Origin of the sequence: Hoeflea sp. YIM 152468, assembly GCF_029210485.1 — a bacterium.
Taxonomy (GTDB): Bacteria; Pseudomonadota; Alphaproteobacteria; order Rhizobiales; family Rhizobiaceae; genus Hoeflea.
This window is the reverse complement of record NZ_JARGET010000021.1, coordinates 245109-260834: the sequence shown is the minus strand read 5'-3', so window position 1 is coordinate 260834 and position 15726 is coordinate 245109. Positions and strand designations below refer to the sequence as shown.

The following is a 15726-nucleotide window of genomic DNA, read 5'->3' as shown; positions in this document are numbered from 1 at the left end:
CGGACCGCATGGTGGTTGCGATTGACCAGTATGCGGCGTTGTCGGAAGCGGTTTGGACGCGGAGGCCGGACGAGATGCGGCCCTGTGTGGTTTCCATGTCGTTGTTGATCGAACGGAGGGTCTGCAGTGCAGCCATGGCTGCAGAGTTAGTCATGATGCTAGTCATAGGGTTGTCCCTTATAAATTACGAGATACAAGTGAGGGACATACCGGGCTTATGGATTTACCGGTCATGCGGTTCGGCGTCATGCCTGTCGGTCGCCTCTGACTTGGCAGAGGTGTTCCTTCCCGTCATGTTGACAGCATGATCCGTTTTCCGGCTTTCAAATTGATTAACAGAAAGCCGATTTTTCGTTTAAAATCAATATAGTTAACAGTTGTATAACGGGCTAGACAAAGGACCTGATCAGACTGCCGACAAGCAGGTTCCAGCCGTCCACGAGAACGAAGAACAAGATCTTGAAGGGCAGCGAAATGGCGGTGGGGGGCAGCATCATCATGCCCATGGACATGGTGATTGTGGCCACCACCAGGTCAATGACCAGGAACGGCAGCACCACAAGAAAACCGATCTCGAACCCACGCCTGATCTCGGAAATCATGAAGGCGGGAACCAGCACCCGCATGTCGATCTTGCCTTCCGATTGAGTGGCCTGGTTGCGTTCCTCGGCAATATCTATGAACAGCGTCAGATCCTTCGGCCGGGTGTTGACCAGCATGAACTCACGAAATGGATCGGAGACCAGCGCGATCGCCTCCTGCTCGCTGATCTGGTTCTCCAGAAGCGGACTGACACCTTTCTCCCACGCCTGATCAAACGTCGGCGCCATGACATAAAATGTCATGAACAGGGACAGGCTGACCAGAATCATGTTTGCCGGGGTCGTCGCCAATCCCATGCCAGCACGCAAAATGGCGAAGGCGATGATGAACCGCGGGAAGCTGGTCACCATGATGAGGATGCCCGGCGCCACCGACAGAACAGTCAGCAGGCCAAAGGTCCGGATGATCCAACTGGCAACAGAGCCGTCGACCGGGGCCTGCAAGGTTTCCGGATCAAGAATCTGGCCGTGGGCCGCCGTTGCAAGAGCCATCATGGCAGCAAAGGCTGAAATAAATCGAATCATTCGATCACAAATGTCCTCAGAAGGATGTCGTTGACGCGGCCTTCCGACCGCAATTTGACGCGCTCACGCAAATCGTCACGCAAATACTGGAACCCGCGCGGACCCTCAATCTGCTGCAACGAAACGGTGCGCAGATAGGCAAGGGTATCCTGGTGGATCCGGTCGGCAAGCGCATTGTCCGGCTGGTCCTCGAACAGGAGCGACATTTCGATTCGAATCCAGTTGTCGGAGGGGTATGACAGGTTTGTGGTGATCGGCTCAAGCGCAACAAGGTTTTGCCGTGGCTTATCTTGCGCATCTTCTTGTTTTTTGGTGTCCCCGCCGGCTGATTTTGCGGCGGCGCTTTCCGATTGATCCATCTGCGGGGCTATGACGCCGCCGACCATCCAGCCGCCGCCGGCGGCGATCAGACTGAGACCCAGCACGATTGCGACGGTGATGAGAAGGCCCGTCTTCGGTGCTTTGCCGTCTTCTTCTGTTTCCTGGTCAGCCATGGGTCACGCCATCAGATCGGTGAAATGATGTCGACAAGCTGCTGGCCGACCGGTGGCTGCTGCACCTCGGTGAGCCGTCCGCGACCACCGTAGGAAACGCGTGCTTCAGCGATCTTGTCATAGGCCACCGTGTTGTTGTGGTCGACGTCGAGCGGACGAACAATGCCGGCGACATTGAGGATGCGCAGCTCATGGTTGACCCGCACTTCCTGGCTGCCGCTGATCACCAGATTGCCATTCTGCAAAATGCCGGTGACGACAGCCGCAACGCGCAGCCTGAGCTGCTCGGAGCGGGCGGTCGTGCCCGTGCCCTTGGTCGATGTGTTCGAGCCGAATTCAAGATCGCCCGCGCCCACCGCGCCCACCGTTGGTATGTTGATCCCGGCGTTCATGCCGCTCGAATTCTTGCGGCTCCGGTCCGTGGCATTGTCAAAGGTGGCCTTGTCATTGATGGCAAGATCAACGGTGAGAATGTCGCCGATGCTCATCGCGCGCGCATCCTGAAACAGCTTCGAACTGCGGTCGTCCCAGAGGGAGAAATTCCGCGATCGTTGCGGCGGTTGTTTCGGGTAAGCCGCCATCTGCGGGGTTTCACCGTAAGCGAGACCCGAACCGACCGGGCTCATTGATGGCGCCTGGCCGATTTCCCGGATGGTTTGTGAATTGCAAGCGCTCAGGGAGAGGGCGACAAAGGTAAAGGCTAAGGCCCTGATCATGACGGATCCTTGGGTTGGTCGGGTGCCGCCGCACTGGCGATAATGCCGGTGAGCGTGGCAGCCTTCTTGGTGTCCATCTCATTGAGAATCTGGCTTGCAAGCCGCGGGCTGAGCTTCATGATGATCGCTGCCGCGACCCCCGGCTTGACGATTTCCAACTGCCCGGCTGCGGCATCGGCCCGCATGTTCTTGTAGATCTCGACGAGTTGCGTATCGGCGACGAGCATGAAGTCCTCGCGTTTCTTCAACCACTCGCGGTACTCAACAGACCTCTCGTCAAGCAGCCGCATGCGTTCGTCGACCTCCGACTGGAGCTGCTCGAGCTCTTGCTTTTGCAGCAGGTAGCGCTGATCGCGTGCGGCGTCGGCAATGTTCCCGCAAAACGCGCGGATCTCGTCGTCCAGCGACACCGGCTCGGCTTGCTGTGCAAACGCGCCGGGTGCAATCATGCCCAGCATGAGGACGGCGGTTACGGCTCCGCCGCGCCACCATCTGTTGAGTCCCGGCTGTGGTGTGAGGGTCATTGCAGCACCAGTTCCGCTTGCAGCGCGCCTGCGGACTTGATGCCCTGCAGAATGGCGATGATACCGTCAGGCTTGACCCCAATCGAATTGAGGCCGGCAACCAGCGACCTGAGGTCGGGCCCATCAATGATGGCGACCTGCCCGCCCTCCACGCCCGCCGTGATGTCGGTGAGCGGCTCCACAGCCGTGACCCCATCGGAGAATGGCAAAGGCTGCACGACGGTGGGCGTCTCGTTGATCTGGACTGTCAGTGTTCCATGACTGACCGCAACCTTGGACACACGGACGTCATTGCCGATCACAATCGTGCCGGTTCTTTCGTTGACGACAACACGGGCCGGCGCATCGGTTTCCACGATCAGCCCTTCCAGCTCGGCGGTCAGCCGGGCAAGATCAGCTTTCGCCGGCTTGCGGACGGCAACCGTGGTGGAATCGCTGGCCTCGGCAATCGCCGTCCCGTAACGCGCCTCGGAATAGGCGTTGATCACGTCGGCCATGCCCACGGCCGTGGTGAAGTCGGGATTGCGAAGCTGGTAGACAAGGCCGTCGACCTGTTTGAACCTGGCCGGAATTTCGCGTTCAATGATGGCCCCGCCGGGTAGGCGCCCCGCTGTGGCGGTCCCTTGTTGAAGTGTGGCCGCATCACCCTGGGCGGCGAGCGCAGAAACGATCACCGAACCCTGGGCGACCGCATAAATCTGGCCATCGGCTCCGGACATCGACGTCATCACCAGGGTGCCTCCGCGCAAGGACGTGGCGTCGCCGAGCGAAGACACGGTGACGTCGATGCGCGAACCAAGACTGGCAAAGGGTGGCAGATTGGCGGTGACTATGACAGCGGCGACATTGGCCGACCGGGATTTGCCGCCTTCCGTGGAAATTCCCAGATTTTGCAGCATGGCGCGGAGCGACTGTTCGGTGAACGGGGAGTTGCGCAGGCCGTCGCCTGTCCCCTGCAGACCGACAACAAGCCCGTAGCCGATCAACTGGTTGTCGCGCCCGGCCTGCAACGAGGCAATGTCCTTGATGCGTGAAGCCGCGCCTGCGGGCCGGAGGAAACCGAGACTGGTCCCCGACCCGGATTGGGAATCCTCATGGAAGCCAGGGCCGGGCTCGGACCCGGTCAGGCAGATCATGGCCATCCAGATGCCGACAATTTTGGCGAGTTTGCGAATCATTTCGCTGCCACCTGTATTCTGCCGTCATCCATCACGGTACCGGATATGATCACACCGGTCTCAATGTTGCGGACCCGGATGAAATCGCCGATGGAGGCGTTTTCCAGCGGGGTGCCGACCGCGGTAATCGTCAAGCCACCACGGTTAAAGACCAACGGAACCGATTTTCCGCGCACAACCGTCCAGGCCTCACGCAACGCGCCGACTGGAATGGTGCGGCCGGGAAGCAGGGTCCGTGTGGTGACCATGCCCACGACTTCGCTGGTCACAGCGGCATAGCCTGCGCGCAGGTTCGGATTGGTGACCACAACTTCGCGTACGAGTTCCTCGTGAAGCTCTTCGCCGGGATAAATCGTGCGCTCTGGCACCACCGCCGTGTTCGACCCGGCCTGTGCCGCCGCAAGGGGGCAGAACAGCAGAATTGCTGCGAAGGCTGCACCGGAAAAGCCCTGCAAAGGCAATCTATGGCGAAACATCATGTCTGCCCTACCCTTTGTTACCTAAGGTTTTTGGAAACGACAGAAGCCATTTCATCAGCGGCCTGGATGATCTTCGAATTCATTTCATAGGCGCGCTGTGCCGAAATCAGATCGGTGATTTCCTTGACCGGGTCGACGTTGGAAGCTTCCAGATAGCCTTGCTGAATGTGAGCAAAACCGGGATCAGCCGGCACGCCAACGATTGCCGGCCCGGACGCCACAGTCTGGCGGAAGAGGTTGTCGCCCAAAGGCTCAAGACCGGCTTCATTGACGAAATTGGCGAGCGTGAGCTGACCCAAATCTTGCAGTTCGACTTCGTCCCCAATCCGGGCAAAAACCTGGCCTGTGCGCGAGATCACGACTTCGCTGGTTTCATCGGGGAACGTGACACCGGGCACCACGACATAGCCATCAATGGTGACCAGCTGGCCTTCGGCATTGGTGTTGAAGGCACCAGCTCTGGTGTACTGGGTGTCGCCATCGGGGGTTTCGATTTGGAACCAGCCGCGCCCCACCAGGGCCAGATCCAGCTTGTTGGATGTCCCGACTAGGCTTCCCTGAATATGCAGATTGCGGACTGCGGAGGTCTGCACGCCGAGACCGACATGCGCGCCCTCAGGAACGATTGCCTGATTGGAAGCATTGGGGACGCCGGAGTTGCGCTCGACCTGATAGAGCAGGTCGGAAAATTCAGCGCGGGCGCGTTTGAAGCCGGTGGTGTTGATGTTCGCCACGTTGTTGGCGATGACTTCAAGATTGAGCTGCTGTGCATTCATGCCGGTTGCTGCGATGGCCAAAGCCTTCATGGCGAGTTCCTCAGATTTGCATACGTGCGATTTCGAGATAGGCGGTGACCAGCTTGTCGCGGATCGCGACAGCGGTCTGCAACGTCTGTTCGGCGGACATGATGGCATCGACGACGTCGCGCGTCGGCACTTCGCCGCGTACCGCTGCAAGGGACTGACCTTCAGCGACCCGCAGATTGTTGACCGCGTCCTCGCCCATGGTCTTCATGGTTTCGGCAAAGGACGCTGTCACCGGCATTCCGGAGGCACCCGGCAGCTGCGGCATGGCAGCTGCACTGGCCAGGTCAGCGCTGCGTGAGCCGGACAGGCCGGACAGTGCGGAAACTCCGCCCATCATGTTAATCATTGGCCGGCCCTCAGTAGATCGATCGTCATGGAGATCAGCTCGCGGGTCTGCTTGACGGTTTGCAGATTGGCTTCATACGAGCGATTGGCTTCGCGCATGTCGGCCAGCTCGACCAGCACATTAACGTTGGGAAGCTTGACCATGCCCTTGTCGTCCGCGGCTGGATTCCCCGGATCATACTCTATGGTGAACTCGCTTGGATCGACATCAATCCTGGAAACCTCGGCGCGCGACGCGCCAACCGAGCGATCGAGCTCCCATGAAAAACTGATTGTCTTGCGCCGATAAGCGTCCGAACCGGGTGTATCCCCTGTTGACTGCGCATTGGCCAGGTTTTCGGACAGGATGCGCATGCGGGTCTCCTGGACATTCAGCCCGGAGGAAGCGATGCGGGAGGCCAGTGAAAGTGGATCAACCATGGTCAGCGCCTCACAGTCATGAGCATCATCCGGTGAAACGCTTTCACCATGCCTGTGTTGAGTTCGTACATTCGCTTGATTTCTCCGGTCTTGCTCATTTCCTCAGGCAGATTGACGGAGTTGCCGGATGGCAGAACTTCCACGTCACTACTGTTTTGGGTGCGGACAGCGCTACGCAATGAGTCTTCCTGAATATGGCGTGGATGGGTCGCGGCCATGCGCACACCGGTCTGCTCGAGAACCGCGTCAAAAGGCGCCACTTCCCGCGCCGCGTAGCCGGGCGTGTTCGCATTCGCAATGTTGCCGGCGACGACCGTCTGGCGCACCGAAAGCCAATGTGATTGCTTGGACGTCAGTTCGAAAAGCTGAATCGGCTGCATGGCATATCCCTGTCCTTAACAAGTTCAGAGACTAGGCAAGTAATCTTGTGCGTGCCTTACGAGGCAGCCGACATTCCTCGAACCCGGCGCGCTGATGCCGGTGTGGAGATCTTTCGCGCAGCACCGATCTGACGCCAGAGACCAGGGGGGCCCAAGCCGGGCATGGAACGCCAGGTCCGGGCTCGCCAAACCGATTCAAGACTGCCCGTTACCGCAGCGCCGGAGCTAGCGTTGAATCACTTCGCCATTGGAGGTGATGATCACCCATTGGCCATCGCGTTTCTCAAGCGTGGCGAGACGCGAATTGTCGGGCAGGACCGAGCCAATGCGGACAATATACATGCCTGACCTGTCCTCGATAAGCGCGCGCCCATTGGCCACGTGCAAAAGCTTGTAATTGGGCTTTCCAGGGAAAGGCTGATTGGCAATGGCCGGAGTGGCCGGCGGCGCACCATCGAGCTCATCCCCCAGATTTGATACCGTTGCCGTGATAATCGGATCGAATGCCGAAGGTTCCGCCGACCCATCGTCTTCATCCGGGATGGCAAGGGGCGATACCTGGACAACGGAGCGTCCGCGAATTTCGGGCAAATCCCTGGTTTCCGTATATCCCATGGGGGCAATGCCGAAACTCTCCTGGTTGAAAAAGACATACCATGGAAAAAACGCCGCCGCGGTCGCCAGAGCGAACCCGGCCACGGCCAACAGGCGATCTCCCATACGCTTGCGACCAGGAGAGCGTGCCGGAGCGTGGGTCTCTTCTTCGCTCTCGATGGCGTCGACGGCGGGCTCGCTGACATCTGTCACTGTCTCGTCCTTTCCTTGGCGGAAGATGAAGCCGGCAGCCCGGCTGCGACCTTCATCGCGTCCGCCAGTTCGGCAAATGCATCTGTGCTGGGCGGTTGTTCGGGTGACTGGCGCAGCATCTCGTAGATAACCGGAGCTTGCTTGATGGCCATTTCAAGTTCGGCATCGGATCCGGCGCGATACCCGCCAATCAACCGCAGGTCGCGGGTTTCCTCATACCGATGGATCAGGGCTTTCAGGCGCATCACCAGCTTTTCCTCGTCCCCACGCCAGGCCTTGCGGGCAAGACGCGAGATCGAGGTCAGCGGGTTTACCGGCGGATACCGGCCTTCGTCGGCAAGCGCGCGATCAAGCACGAGATGTCCGTCAAGAATGCCGCGGGCGGAGTCGGCAACCGGATCATTGTGATTGTCGCCATCCACCAGAATCGAGACGATGGCGGTGATCGCGCCCGCGCCTTCAGGCCCCGGCCCGGCCCGCTCGAGCAAACCTGGCAACGCGGTAAAAACCGACGCCGGATAACCGCGCGCGACCGGCGGTTCGCCAGCCGCCATGCCGATCTCGCGCAATGCATGCGCAAACCGCGTCAGGCTGTCGACGATCAGCAGCACGTTTTCACCGGCATCACGGAAGTGCTCGGCAATGGCCATGGCGGTCAAGGGCGCGAGCTTGCGCTGCATCGGGCTTTCGTCGCTGGTGGCGACAACCGCCACGGTCTTCTTCATGTTGGGGCCAAGCGTGTCCTCGATGAACTCGCGAACTTCGCGGCCACGTTCGCCAACCAGAGCCACCACGGCGCGATCGAAATCCGCGGCCTTGGCAAACATCGACAGCAGCGTTGATTTGCCAACACCGGATCCGGCGAAGACGCCGAGCCGCTGCCCCTGACACAGGGGCGTGAAGACATCAACGACCCGAATTCCGGTTCTGAGCGGCTTGTCCACCCGTTGCCGCAGCATCGAGGCGGGAGGTGCTCCGGTCACGGGGCGGGCCACCGGACCGCTCGGCAAAGCTCCCAGACCATCAACGGGTTCGCCAAGTGCATTGATGGTGCGTCCGCACCAGCTCTTGTCGGGCGCGATTCGAAACGGGCCGCGGCGCCAGATCCGTTCGCCGATATTGGCCTGGGATGCCGTGTCGACCGGACAGGCAATCAGTTCATCGGGCCCCAGACTGACCACTTCAGCCAGCTTGTCGCCATCGGCCTGGCGGAACGCCAGGAAATCGCCAATCCTGACATGCCGCGACAATCCCGAGATGACGCACCGGCCCGGTGCAACAGAGATCACCGTGCCTGAGATGTCGCAGGCATTCTCCGGACTGGAGAATGTCCGAACACTCTGGGCCAGGGCGGCCAGACCGGAGCGTCCACTCATGACGCCCGCTCGGCGGCAGCGCCACACGCCGTTGGCAAATCAGATGGCCTGCTGATCATCTGCCGCTGCCCAGCGTTCGGATGGCTTCCTTGAAGGTGTCCTCGGTCGCCTTCATCATCGCCGAGGCATTTTCAAAAGCGCGCGAGATCGTGATCAGGCGGCTCATCTCCGCGACCGGATTAACGTTGGAGTTTTCCACGTAACCCTGCACAAGACCTGCGCCACCGGCATCAAGCAAAGGCACGGGCGCCACCACCGGAACAATGCCCAGTGACGCCTTGCGATGGTACCCCTGCGACAGGTCGGCCTCAAACAATCCAATGGCGCCAAGCTGGAAGCCATTCTGGGTCAGTGTACCGTCCCGTCCGGCCTTGGGCGGGCCGGCTTCCGGGTCGAGCTGAATCGGCGCTTCACCGGGATCAAGAACCGGATGACCATTGATATTGACCAGCTGGCCGGCGTCGGTGAGTGTAAACCGGCCGTCGCGGGTCAGCATGTTGCCGGTCGGGGTTTCGATCATGAACCAGGCGTCGCCACGCAGCGCGAAATCAAATTGGCTGCCGGTGGCTCTGAGGCCGCCATTGGCCGTGCTGAGAAAGTCCTGCCCCTGATCAACGAAAGAGACGTCGGTGGCACCGGTGTTGGCCATAACCTCGTTGAATTTGACTTCCGTGGCCCGAAAGCCCGTGGTGTTTGAATTGGCGACATTGTCGGCCAAAGTCGTCAGCCGGCGCTCGAGCGCAATCTGGGATGACAGGGCGACGTAAAGCGAACTCTGCATCAGCGACCTCCGAGTTTGAGATTGTTGATGGAGAGCATGAGCTCCGGAGTGATGCCGAAACCGCTGGATGACCCGAGCAGCAGGCTGGAATCGTACGAGCCGTAGGATGGATTGTCGAGTTCCCAGAGCGCTGCAAACCGCTGCATGAACGTGTTGAGCTTTTCCGGATCCTTGAAGTCTTCGATATCAAGGCGCGACTTGATCATTTCCGCCTGTTTGTCGATGTCGGACGCCGCCAACTCGACCGGAATGCCCAGAGCGGTCCGCACGACATCGTAAAGAGCCGTGTCGGCGAGAATGCTGTAGACCGAATCGATGGTCGGCGCGGTCCGCTCGAAGTAGAGTGCAAGACGCACGCCGGTGTTGTCTTCGCCAGCTTCTTCTTCAAGCGAAAGCCGGAGATACTTGTCGACGGTGCCTTGCTGTGCCTTGGTAAAAATCGTCGCGGTCTCGCCGTGCGCCGCAAAATTGTAGGTTTCGGCGAATTCCTTGTATCTGGAATCGGTCAGCTTGTTGGCAAAGGCGTCGTCCTTGTCGACACCTTCGGTCAGAACCTTTCGCATGAATGCCTTGGCGTAATTCATGTCCTCAAGACCATGCGCCTTCATCGCGTAGTTGAACACGCGCGTGTCTGCCATGAATTCGTCGATGGATTTGATCTCGGAAATACGAGAAAGATAATACTCACTTTCTCGCGCAATCTGGGGCTGTTCCGCCACCCGCTCAATCGACTTTGGCAAGTCCCGAGCAATAAGATTGTAACTGGTGTAAGTTGTTGTCACCGGATTACCCTTCCATCTCCACCAGGGCAAAATGCGCGATCACAAAACCCGCACAGTTCCCACAAGCTTGTCCCGAAATAGGTCAGCTTGCTTGTGCGAAGCTGAAGATTGGCCGGAAGCCGTTCATCACGCAGCCAGATTCAGCTTCACACAAGGCTCAAACCGTAGTGACTGTAGTGCAGGTCAATTTCCGCGGCGGGGCGTTATGAATATTATTGTTGGTTTTGTCATTACACTCGGTTGTGTGCTCGGCGGCTTCATGGCCATGGGCGGACACATCGAGGTGCTCAACCAACCGTTCGAACTTCTGATCATTGGCGGTGCTGCGGTTGGCGGGTTCATCATGGCCAACCCGGTCAAGACCATCAAGGAAACGATGAAGGCGTTGGGCGAGGCCTTCAAGGGCAAGGTTCCCAAAGAGCGGGAATACCTCGACACGCTCAGCATTCTCTACTCGCTGATGCGCGACCTGCGGACAAAAAGCCGCAACGAGATTGAAAGCCACATTGACAATCCCGAGGAATCGGAGCTGTTCCAGTCTGCGCCGACCGTGTTGAAAAACAAGGATCTGACCTCGTTCATCTGCGACTACGTCCGCCTGATCATCATCGGCAACGCCCGCCCGCATGAGATCGAAGCTTTGATGGACGAGGAAATCCAGACCATCGCGCAGGACCGCCTGAAACCTTATCATGCGATGAGCACAATGTCGGACGCCTGCCCGGCCATCGGCATTATCGCTGCGGTGCTGGGCGTGATCAAGGCGATGGGCGCGATCAATGAATCGCCAGCCGTGCTGGGCGGACTGATCGGCGCTGCGCTGGTCGGAACCATGCTCGGGATCTTTTTGTCCTATTGCATCTTCAGCCCGATCGCCACGAACATCAAAATTGTCCGGACCAAGCAGAACCGGCTCTACACAATCGTCAAGCAGACACTGTTGGCCTACATGAACGGCTCGGTTCCGCAAGTGGCGCTCGAGCATGGCCGCAAGACCATTTCATCCTATGAGCGCCCATCGATTGACGCCGTCGAGCAGGAGATGATGAATCCCGGCGGCGGCGAAGTGAAGGCGGCCTGATCTGATGACCCTGGCAACGGAAAACCAGCTTACCGCAGGCTCCAACGGGTTTGATCCGGACCTTCTCGACCGGATGATCGGCGCGAAGGGCTACGGGCAGGATATCGAATCGAGAAGCCAGCCCCTGCTTGCTGCGCTCGGTCCGCTGCTTTCGGCAGCTTTTCACACCGCAACCGGGATCTCGCTGGATGCCCGGCCAGGCGCCATTCGCCAGGGACGGCGAAGGGACTTGCTGGAGGAATTGAGCGGCGACACAGTGTACTGCGAAGCGAGCATCGCCAACTGGTCCAGGGACATTTCCAGCCTGTGCGGAACCAAGCTGATTATCGGCATGGTCGAATGCCTGCTCGGCGGTTCCGATCCCGATCAACTCGACATCGCCGCCCGGCCGTTATCAGGTATCGAACTTGATATGTCGCTGGTGGTGTTTGAACAGCTCAACGACAGCCTGCGCGGGCTGGTGTCGGCCAAACCAGACACCAAGGCGAGCGCCAGGAATCCTCAACTGGATTACCCGGATGAGGAGGATGACCCTATTGCGAATTTCCATGCGGTGGCATTGACGCTTGATATCGAATTCGGCGCAGTTACAGCGCCATTGACCCTTATTCTGCCCCAGGCAATCCTGCTCAAGACCAAACTCAACCCCACCAGGCTGGATAAAAAGGCGGACGGGGCAGGAGGCGACTGGTCGGAGCGGCTGAGTGATCGGGTTTCGAAATCGCAGATCAGCCTGCAGGCGTCCGTCGCGCTGCAGCCGATGGCGCTGGGCGAGATCAGCAGGTTGCAGTCCGGCGATCTGATTGCATTTGCGCACAATGGCGACATTCAAGTTACCCTTAGCGCAAATGGCCAGCCGCTTTACACCTGTGCACTCGGCCGGGCAGGCTCGCGCTACATGGTCAAGATCGAAGGTCAGGCAGGCCCTGATGAAAACTGGAAAACTGATTTCAAATAGGAATAAGCTCGCAAGCCGCATGGCAGGCTCCGGGCAAGCTTAAAACGGGATAAGGGTTCATGGCTGGCGAAAATGCACTTGATGGCGAAACAGATCCGGTGGCGCAGGAAGACGGCGCAATCGACGGAGCCGTCGGTGACCTTCGCGGCGTATTGAAGAAAGATGCCGGCGAGGAGCCGGTTCTCACTGAAGAAAGCGTGGATAGTATGGGTGGCGCAGCAGCCTTGGGTTCCGATTTTGGCGCAGACTTCGAGACTGATGATGCGTCCACAGCAGCCGACGACCCGTTCAACATAGGCGATGCGCCAAATGCTGGCGCCGATGACTTTGCCGCACCCGGCCTGGACGGCATGGATTTCGGCGGCGACTTTAGCGGCGCACCGGACCTCGACGGCCCCGACAGCGGCGCCCAGGGCGGCGGCGCCCAGGGCGGCGGCGGGTTTGGCGGCTCCATGGTGGAAGACTTTGGCGCCAACCCGGCAGCATCCTCAGGCGTCAAGCTTGGCGCCAGCGGCGCAAACAGCCGTGCGGACCTGGTGCTTGGCATTCCGATCGATGTCCAGATCATCCTCGGCTCGAGCCGCATGGCGGTGTCATCGCTGATGAATCTTTCCGAAGGCGCGACCATCGCGCTGGACCGGAAAATCGGCGAACCTGTCGAGATCATGGTCAACGGCAAGCTGATCGGACGTGGCGAGATCACTGTTTTGGAAACAGACGACACCAAATTTGCCGTAAAAATCATTGAAGTTATTGGCGAACCGCAGAAGAAGTCCAGTTGATATGACAGACTATAATGAGTTCAGTCCCGGGAGTACGGAAGTCGGTACTGTCCTGACACCCTCTGAAAAGGCAGCAGCCGTTCTGCTGGCCATGGGCAAACCGGTGGCCGGCAAACTTCTCAAGTTCTTCGAATATGAAGAGTTGCAGGAAGTCATCAAGAACGCCCAAAACCTGCGCACCATCAAGCCACAGGAGCTGATTGAACTGGTCAATGAATTCGAGGACCTGTTCAGCGAAGGCGCCGGTCTGATGGACAATGCCAAGGCGATGGAAGGCATTCTCGAAGAGGGCCTGACCCCGGATGAAGTCGACGGTCTGCTTGGACGCCGGACCCAGTTTGCCGCCTATGAAAGTTCGATTTGGGACAAGCTGCAGGACTCGGATCCCGAGCGCGTAGGCCAGTTCTTGCAGAGTGAGCATCCACAGACGGCCGCCTATATCGTTTCAATGTTGCCGACTGCTTTTGCCGGCAGAACCTTGATGAGGCTTCCCGAGAAAATCCGGACCGACATCGTTCGCCGTGCCGTGGATCTGAAGAACGTCAACCCGCGGGCTGCCGATATCATCGAGGCGCGGGTCAGGGATCTGGTCGCAGGCATTGAAGCTGAACGAGCCAGTGCCGGTTCGGTCAAGGTCGCCGAGATCATGAACGAATTGTCCAAGCCCGATGTTGAATCGCTGCTTGGAGCGCTCGAGACGGTGTCCAAGTCCGCCGTGGACAAGGTTCGTCCTCGAATCTTCCTGTTTGACGACATCCTGCACATGCCGCAGCGCAGCCGGGTTACCCTCTTCAACGACATCTCCGGTGATATCATCACCATCGCCCTGCGCGGCGCGGAGCCGACATTGTGCGAGGCCGTGCTGTCCTCGATTGGCGCGCGCCAGCGCCGGATGATTGAATCCGATCTCGCCGCAGGGGTTGGCAATGTCAGCACGCGCGAAATTGCGGTTGCCCGACGCACCATTGCCCAGGAAGCCATTCGGCTTGCCGGTCTCGACCAGTTGACGCTGCGTGAAGACGCACCCGCCGAAGCTGAAGCGGCATGAGCCTGAGCTGACATGGCGGAAGGCGAAGACAAGGACAGCAAAACAGAGGATCCTACGGAAAAAAAGGTCCGCGACGCGGTCGACAAGGGCAATGTGCCTTTCAGCCGCGAGGTGCCGATCTTTGCCTCGACCCTCGGCATGCTGGTGTTTCTTGTATTCTTTCTGCCCAACAGCGCCGGCCGGCTCTCTGAAACCCTACGTGATCTGTTTGAACAGTCGGACGGCTGGCGGCTTAATAATGGCGGTGACGCGATCGCCTTGTTCAGATTGCTGTTTTTTGAAGCCGGCGGAGTCCTTCTTCCGGCTTTCGCTCTGTTGATGGGCTTCGGACTGGCGGCGTCGGTGCTGCAAAACATGCCCAGCCTGGTGCTCAACAGGATCCAGCCCAAGCTTGAACGGATCTCCCCGATCAAGGGTTTCGGGCGTATCTACGGCGCCAAGGGCTTTGTTGAATTCGCCAAGAACATCACCAAGATCGTATTTGTCTCCATCGTCGTTGCGACCGTCATGCAGTCCGAGTATTTCCACTCGCTGGATTTCATGTTCATGGACCCCATACTGATCGCGCCCGATATGGCTCGGATGGCCGGCAAGGTGATTGTGGTGGTGTTGATATTCACCGCAACACTGGCTGTGCTGGACGTGTTGTGGACACGCTACAGCTGGCACCAAGACCTGAAAATGAGCAAGCAGGATATCAAGGATGAGATGAAGCAGTCGGACGGCGATCCTATCCTGAAAGCGCGGCAGAGATCGCTGGCGCGGGACCGGGCCCGCCGCCGGATGATCGCCGACGTGCCGCGCGCAACCCTGATTATCGCCAACCCGACCCACTTTGCGGTTGCCTTGCGCTATGTGCGTGAAGAGGGCGGCGCCCCGATCGTAATCGCCAAGGGTCAGGACCTGATTGCCTTGAAGATCAGGGAAATCGCGGAAGCTCACGGTATTCCTGTTTTCGAAGACCCCCCCTTGGCCCGCTCCATCTTTGCACAAGTTTCAGTGAATAATTTCATTCCAGCGGAGTTCTACAAGGCGGTGGCCGAACTGGTACACCGTATTTATTCGACCAGATCCCATTCCAAGACACCGGGCGTATGATCATGAAGCAACATCCATTCTCCGCCGAACAGGAAAGAATAGTTGCCGACGCCATCTGGACGGTGGCAAGTGAGCTTCGTCTCATCGATGTCGCGGACCTGATCTCGATGCTGCGGTTCGAGCGGTATGCCGATCTGGCGGATCTGGTTGCGTCCGCAGCCGAAATGTATTTTCTGCCCGGCACGATCAAGCTTGGCATCGGCGGTGATTTCTGTCTGGATTGGGGCGGGCCGCCGCGCGTTACGCTCGACCTTGTGATCCGGCCGAAGAATGTGACAATCTACGCTCGGCTCATGCTTGAGCAGGATTGCGGCGGCATTGACATCAACCACATTGCATTTGACGAGACCCCGGACAGCCAGGATGATGCCACAGCCTTGCTCGAAGAAAGCCTTCGCGCCGCAGCTTTTCGGCCATTTGTCCCGGCCATGCAGATCAGCCGCCGTGTCGCCTGACCGAAATCCATGTTTTCCCGATGGTTCCGGCCACAGCGTCAGGCGATGACTGCGGCGCTGCACATCAGCCTACATGCATCCAAGACGGG

The 15726-nt window shown here is 59.0% G+C and carries 20 protein-coding genes and 1 pseudogene; 6 read left to right on the top strand and 15 right to left on the bottom strand.

Annotated features, from left to right (window positions below):
- From PZ897_RS11815 to PZ897_RS11745, 15 genes and pseudogenes are all read right to left on the bottom strand, one after another.
- Positions 1–166 (bottom strand): annotated as a pseudogene (locus PZ897_RS11815) (flagellin); the annotation flags it as partial.
- A 223-nt stretch (positions 167–389) separates the two neighbouring features.
- The gene (fliP, locus tag PZ897_RS11810) at positions 390–1127 is read right to left on the bottom strand and encodes a flagellar type III secretion system pore protein FliP (protein ID WP_275752482.1); all 738 of its coding nucleotides are present in this window, start codon (positions 1125–1127) and stop codon (positions 390–392) included.
- Positions 1124–1621, bottom strand: a complete 498-nt coding sequence (locus tag PZ897_RS11805) for a flagellar basal body-associated FliL family protein (RefSeq protein ID WP_275752481.1) — start codon at positions 1619–1621, stop codon at positions 1124–1126. Before PZ897_RS11805 ends, fliP begins: the two co-directional genes overlap by 4 nt.
- Positions 1622–1632: 11 nt before the next feature.
- A complete protein-coding gene (gene flgH / locus PZ897_RS11800; RefSeq protein ID WP_275752480.1) occupies positions 1633–2337 on the bottom strand; it encodes a flagellar basal body L-ring protein FlgH in 705 nt (234 codons plus the stop codon).
- Positions 2334–2861: a MotE family protein gene (locus PZ897_RS11795; RefSeq protein ID WP_275752479.1), complete on the bottom strand. Its 528-nt coding sequence runs from the start codon at positions 2859–2861 to the stop codon at positions 2334–2336. Before PZ897_RS11795 ends, flgH begins: the two co-directional genes overlap by 4 nt.
- Entirely contained in the window at positions 2858–4039 is a 1182-nt protein-coding gene (locus tag PZ897_RS11790) for a flagellar basal body P-ring protein FlgI (RefSeq protein ID WP_343217457.1), read from the bottom strand. Before PZ897_RS11790 ends, PZ897_RS11795 begins: the two co-directional genes overlap by 4 nt.
- The gene (flgA, locus tag PZ897_RS11785; protein WP_275752478.1) at positions 4036–4518 is read right to left on the bottom strand and encodes a flagellar basal body P-ring formation chaperone FlgA; all 483 of its coding nucleotides are present in this window, start codon (positions 4516–4518) and stop codon (positions 4036–4038) included. Before flgA ends, PZ897_RS11790 begins: the two co-directional genes overlap by 4 nt.
- Before the next feature lie 17 nt (positions 4519–4535).
- On the bottom strand, positions 4536–5324 hold the full coding sequence (gene flgG, locus PZ897_RS11780) for a flagellar basal-body rod protein FlgG (RefSeq protein ID WP_275752477.1): 789 nt from the start codon (positions 5322–5324) through the stop codon (positions 4536–4538).
- 10 nt (positions 5325–5334) lie between these two features.
- The gene (locus PZ897_RS11775; RefSeq protein ID WP_275752476.1) at positions 5335–5670 is read right to left on the bottom strand and encodes a flagellar hook-basal body complex protein FliE; all 336 of its coding nucleotides are present in this window, start codon (positions 5668–5670) and stop codon (positions 5335–5337) included.
- Positions 5667–6089 carry a flagellar basal body rod protein FlgC gene (gene flgC, locus PZ897_RS11770; protein ID WP_275752475.1) on the bottom strand — a complete coding sequence of 141 codons (423 nt, stop codon included), beginning with the start codon at positions 6087–6089 and terminating at the stop codon, positions 5667–5669. Before flgC ends, PZ897_RS11775 begins: the two co-directional genes overlap by 4 nt.
- Before the next feature lie 2 nt (positions 6090–6091).
- On the bottom strand, positions 6092–6469 hold the full coding sequence (gene flgB / locus PZ897_RS11765) for a flagellar basal body rod protein FlgB (protein ID WP_275752474.1): 378 nt from the start codon (positions 6467–6469) through the stop codon (positions 6092–6094).
- Between the two features lie 225 nt (positions 6470–6694).
- On the bottom strand, positions 6695–7189 hold the full coding sequence (locus PZ897_RS11760) for a flagellar protein (RefSeq protein WP_275752497.1): 495 nt from the start codon (positions 7187–7189) through the stop codon (positions 6695–6697).
- Between the two features lie 83 nt (positions 7190–7272).
- A complete protein-coding gene (fliI, locus tag PZ897_RS11755) occupies positions 7273–8652 on the bottom strand; it encodes a flagellar protein export ATPase FliI (RefSeq protein ID WP_275752473.1) in 1380 nt (459 codons plus the stop codon).
- A 55-nt stretch (positions 8653–8707) separates the two neighbouring features.
- A complete protein-coding gene (gene flgF / locus PZ897_RS11750) occupies positions 8708–9433 on the bottom strand; it encodes a flagellar basal-body rod protein FlgF (RefSeq protein WP_275752472.1) in 726 nt (241 codons plus the stop codon).
- Positions 9433–10215, bottom strand: coding sequence for a DUF1217 domain-containing protein (locus PZ897_RS11745; protein WP_275752471.1), 783 nt, complete (start codon positions 10213–10215; stop codon positions 9433–9435). The genes flgF and PZ897_RS11745 overlap by 1 nt, the downstream gene beginning before the upstream one ends.
- A gap of 205 nt (positions 10216–10420) precedes the next feature.
- Between PZ897_RS11745 and motA the strand changes: the two genes are divergently transcribed.
- The 6 genes from motA to PZ897_RS11715 are packed head-to-tail and all read left to right on the top strand — an operon-like array spanning position 10421 to position 15637.
- Positions 10421–11296 (top strand): flagellar motor stator protein MotA, encoded by an 876-nt coding sequence (motA, locus tag PZ897_RS11740; protein WP_275752470.1) that lies wholly within the window; start codon positions 10421–10423, stop codon positions 11294–11296.
- Between the two features lie 4 nt (positions 11297–11300).
- Positions 11301–12254, top strand: coding sequence for a FliM/FliN family flagellar motor switch protein (locus PZ897_RS11735; protein ID WP_275752469.1), 954 nt, complete (start codon positions 11301–11303; stop codon positions 12252–12254).
- A gap of 59 nt (positions 12255–12313) precedes the next feature.
- Positions 12314–13036 (top strand): flagellar motor switch protein FliN, encoded by a 723-nt coding sequence (gene fliN, locus PZ897_RS11730; RefSeq protein WP_275752468.1) that lies wholly within the window; start codon positions 12314–12316, stop codon positions 13034–13036.
- Position 13037: 1 nt separating this feature from the next.
- Entirely contained in the window at positions 13038–14084 is a 1047-nt protein-coding gene (locus PZ897_RS11725) for a flagellar motor switch protein FliG (protein WP_275752467.1), read from the top strand.
- Between the two features lie 12 nt (positions 14085–14096).
- A complete protein-coding gene (flhB, locus tag PZ897_RS11720) occupies positions 14097–15182 on the top strand; it encodes a flagellar biosynthesis protein FlhB (RefSeq protein ID WP_275752466.1) in 1086 nt (361 codons plus the stop codon).
- Positions 15183–15184: 2 nt separating this feature from the next.
- Complete coding sequence (locus tag PZ897_RS11715; protein ID WP_275752465.1) at positions 15185–15637, top strand: hypothetical protein; 453 nt, start codon at positions 15185–15187, stop codon at positions 15635–15637.
- Positions 15638–15726 lie beyond the last annotated feature (89 nt).

Coding starts and splice junctions, on each gene's coding strand:
- PZ897_RS11715 (WP_275752465.1), top strand. CDS start 15,185: ATGAAGCAACATCCATTCTCCGCCGAACAGGAAAGAATAGTTGCCGAC.
- PZ897_RS11795 (WP_275752479.1), bottom strand. CDS start 2,861: ATGACCCTCACACCACAGCCGGGACTCAACAGATGGTGGCGCGGCGGA.
- flgG (WP_275752477.1), bottom strand. CDS start 5,324: ATGAAGGCTTTGGCCATCGCAGCAACCGGCATGAATGCACAGCAGCTC.
- PZ897_RS11775 (WP_275752476.1), bottom strand. CDS start 5,670: ATGATTAACATGATGGGCGGAGTTTCCGCACTGTCCGGCCTGTCCGGC.
- flgH (WP_275752480.1), bottom strand. CDS start 2,337: ATGATCAGGGCCTTAGCCTTTACCTTTGTCGCCCTCTCCCTGAGCGCT.
- PZ897_RS11735 (WP_275752469.1), top strand. CDS start 11,301: ATGACCCTGGCAACGGAAAACCAGCTTACCGCAGGCTCCAACGGGTTT.
- flhB (WP_275752466.1), top strand. CDS start 14,097: ATGGCGGAAGGCGAAGACAAGGACAGCAAAACAGAGGATCCTACGGAA.
- fliP (WP_275752482.1), bottom strand. CDS start 1,127: ATGATTCGATTTATTTCAGCCTTTGCTGCCATGATGGCTCTTGCAACG.
- PZ897_RS11725 (WP_275752467.1), top strand. CDS start 13,038: ATGACAGACTATAATGAGTTCAGTCCCGGGAGTACGGAAGTCGGTACT.
- flgA (WP_275752478.1), bottom strand. CDS start 4,518: ATGATGTTTCGCCATAGATTGCCTTTGCAGGGCTTTTCCGGTGCAGCC.
- flgF (WP_275752472.1), bottom strand. CDS start 9,433: ATGCAGAGTTCGCTTTACGTCGCCCTGTCATCCCAGATTGCGCTCGAG.
- PZ897_RS11760 (WP_275752497.1), bottom strand. CDS start 7,189: ATGGGAGATCGCCTGTTGGCCGTGGCCGGGTTCGCTCTGGCGACCGCG.
- flgB (WP_275752474.1), bottom strand. CDS start 6,469: ATGCAGCCGATTCAGCTTTTCGAACTGACGTCCAAGCAATCACATTGG.
- PZ897_RS11790 (WP_343217457.1), bottom strand. CDS start 4,039: ATGATTCGCAAACTCGCCAAAATTGTCGGCATCTGGATGGCCATGATC.
- fliN (WP_275752468.1), top strand. CDS start 12,314: ATGGCTGGCGAAAATGCACTTGATGGCGAAACAGATCCGGTGGCGCAG.
- PZ897_RS11805 (WP_275752481.1), bottom strand. CDS start 1,621: ATGGCTGACCAGGAAACAGAAGAAGACGGCAAAGCACCGAAGACGGGC.
- motA (WP_275752470.1), top strand. CDS start 10,421: ATGAATATTATTGTTGGTTTTGTCATTACACTCGGTTGTGTGCTCGGC.
- fliI (WP_275752473.1), bottom strand. CDS start 8,652: ATGAGTGGACGCTCCGGTCTGGCCGCCCTGGCCCAGAGTGTTCGGACA.
- flgC (WP_275752475.1), bottom strand. CDS start 6,089: ATGGTTGATCCACTTTCACTGGCCTCCCGCATCGCTTCCTCCGGGCTG.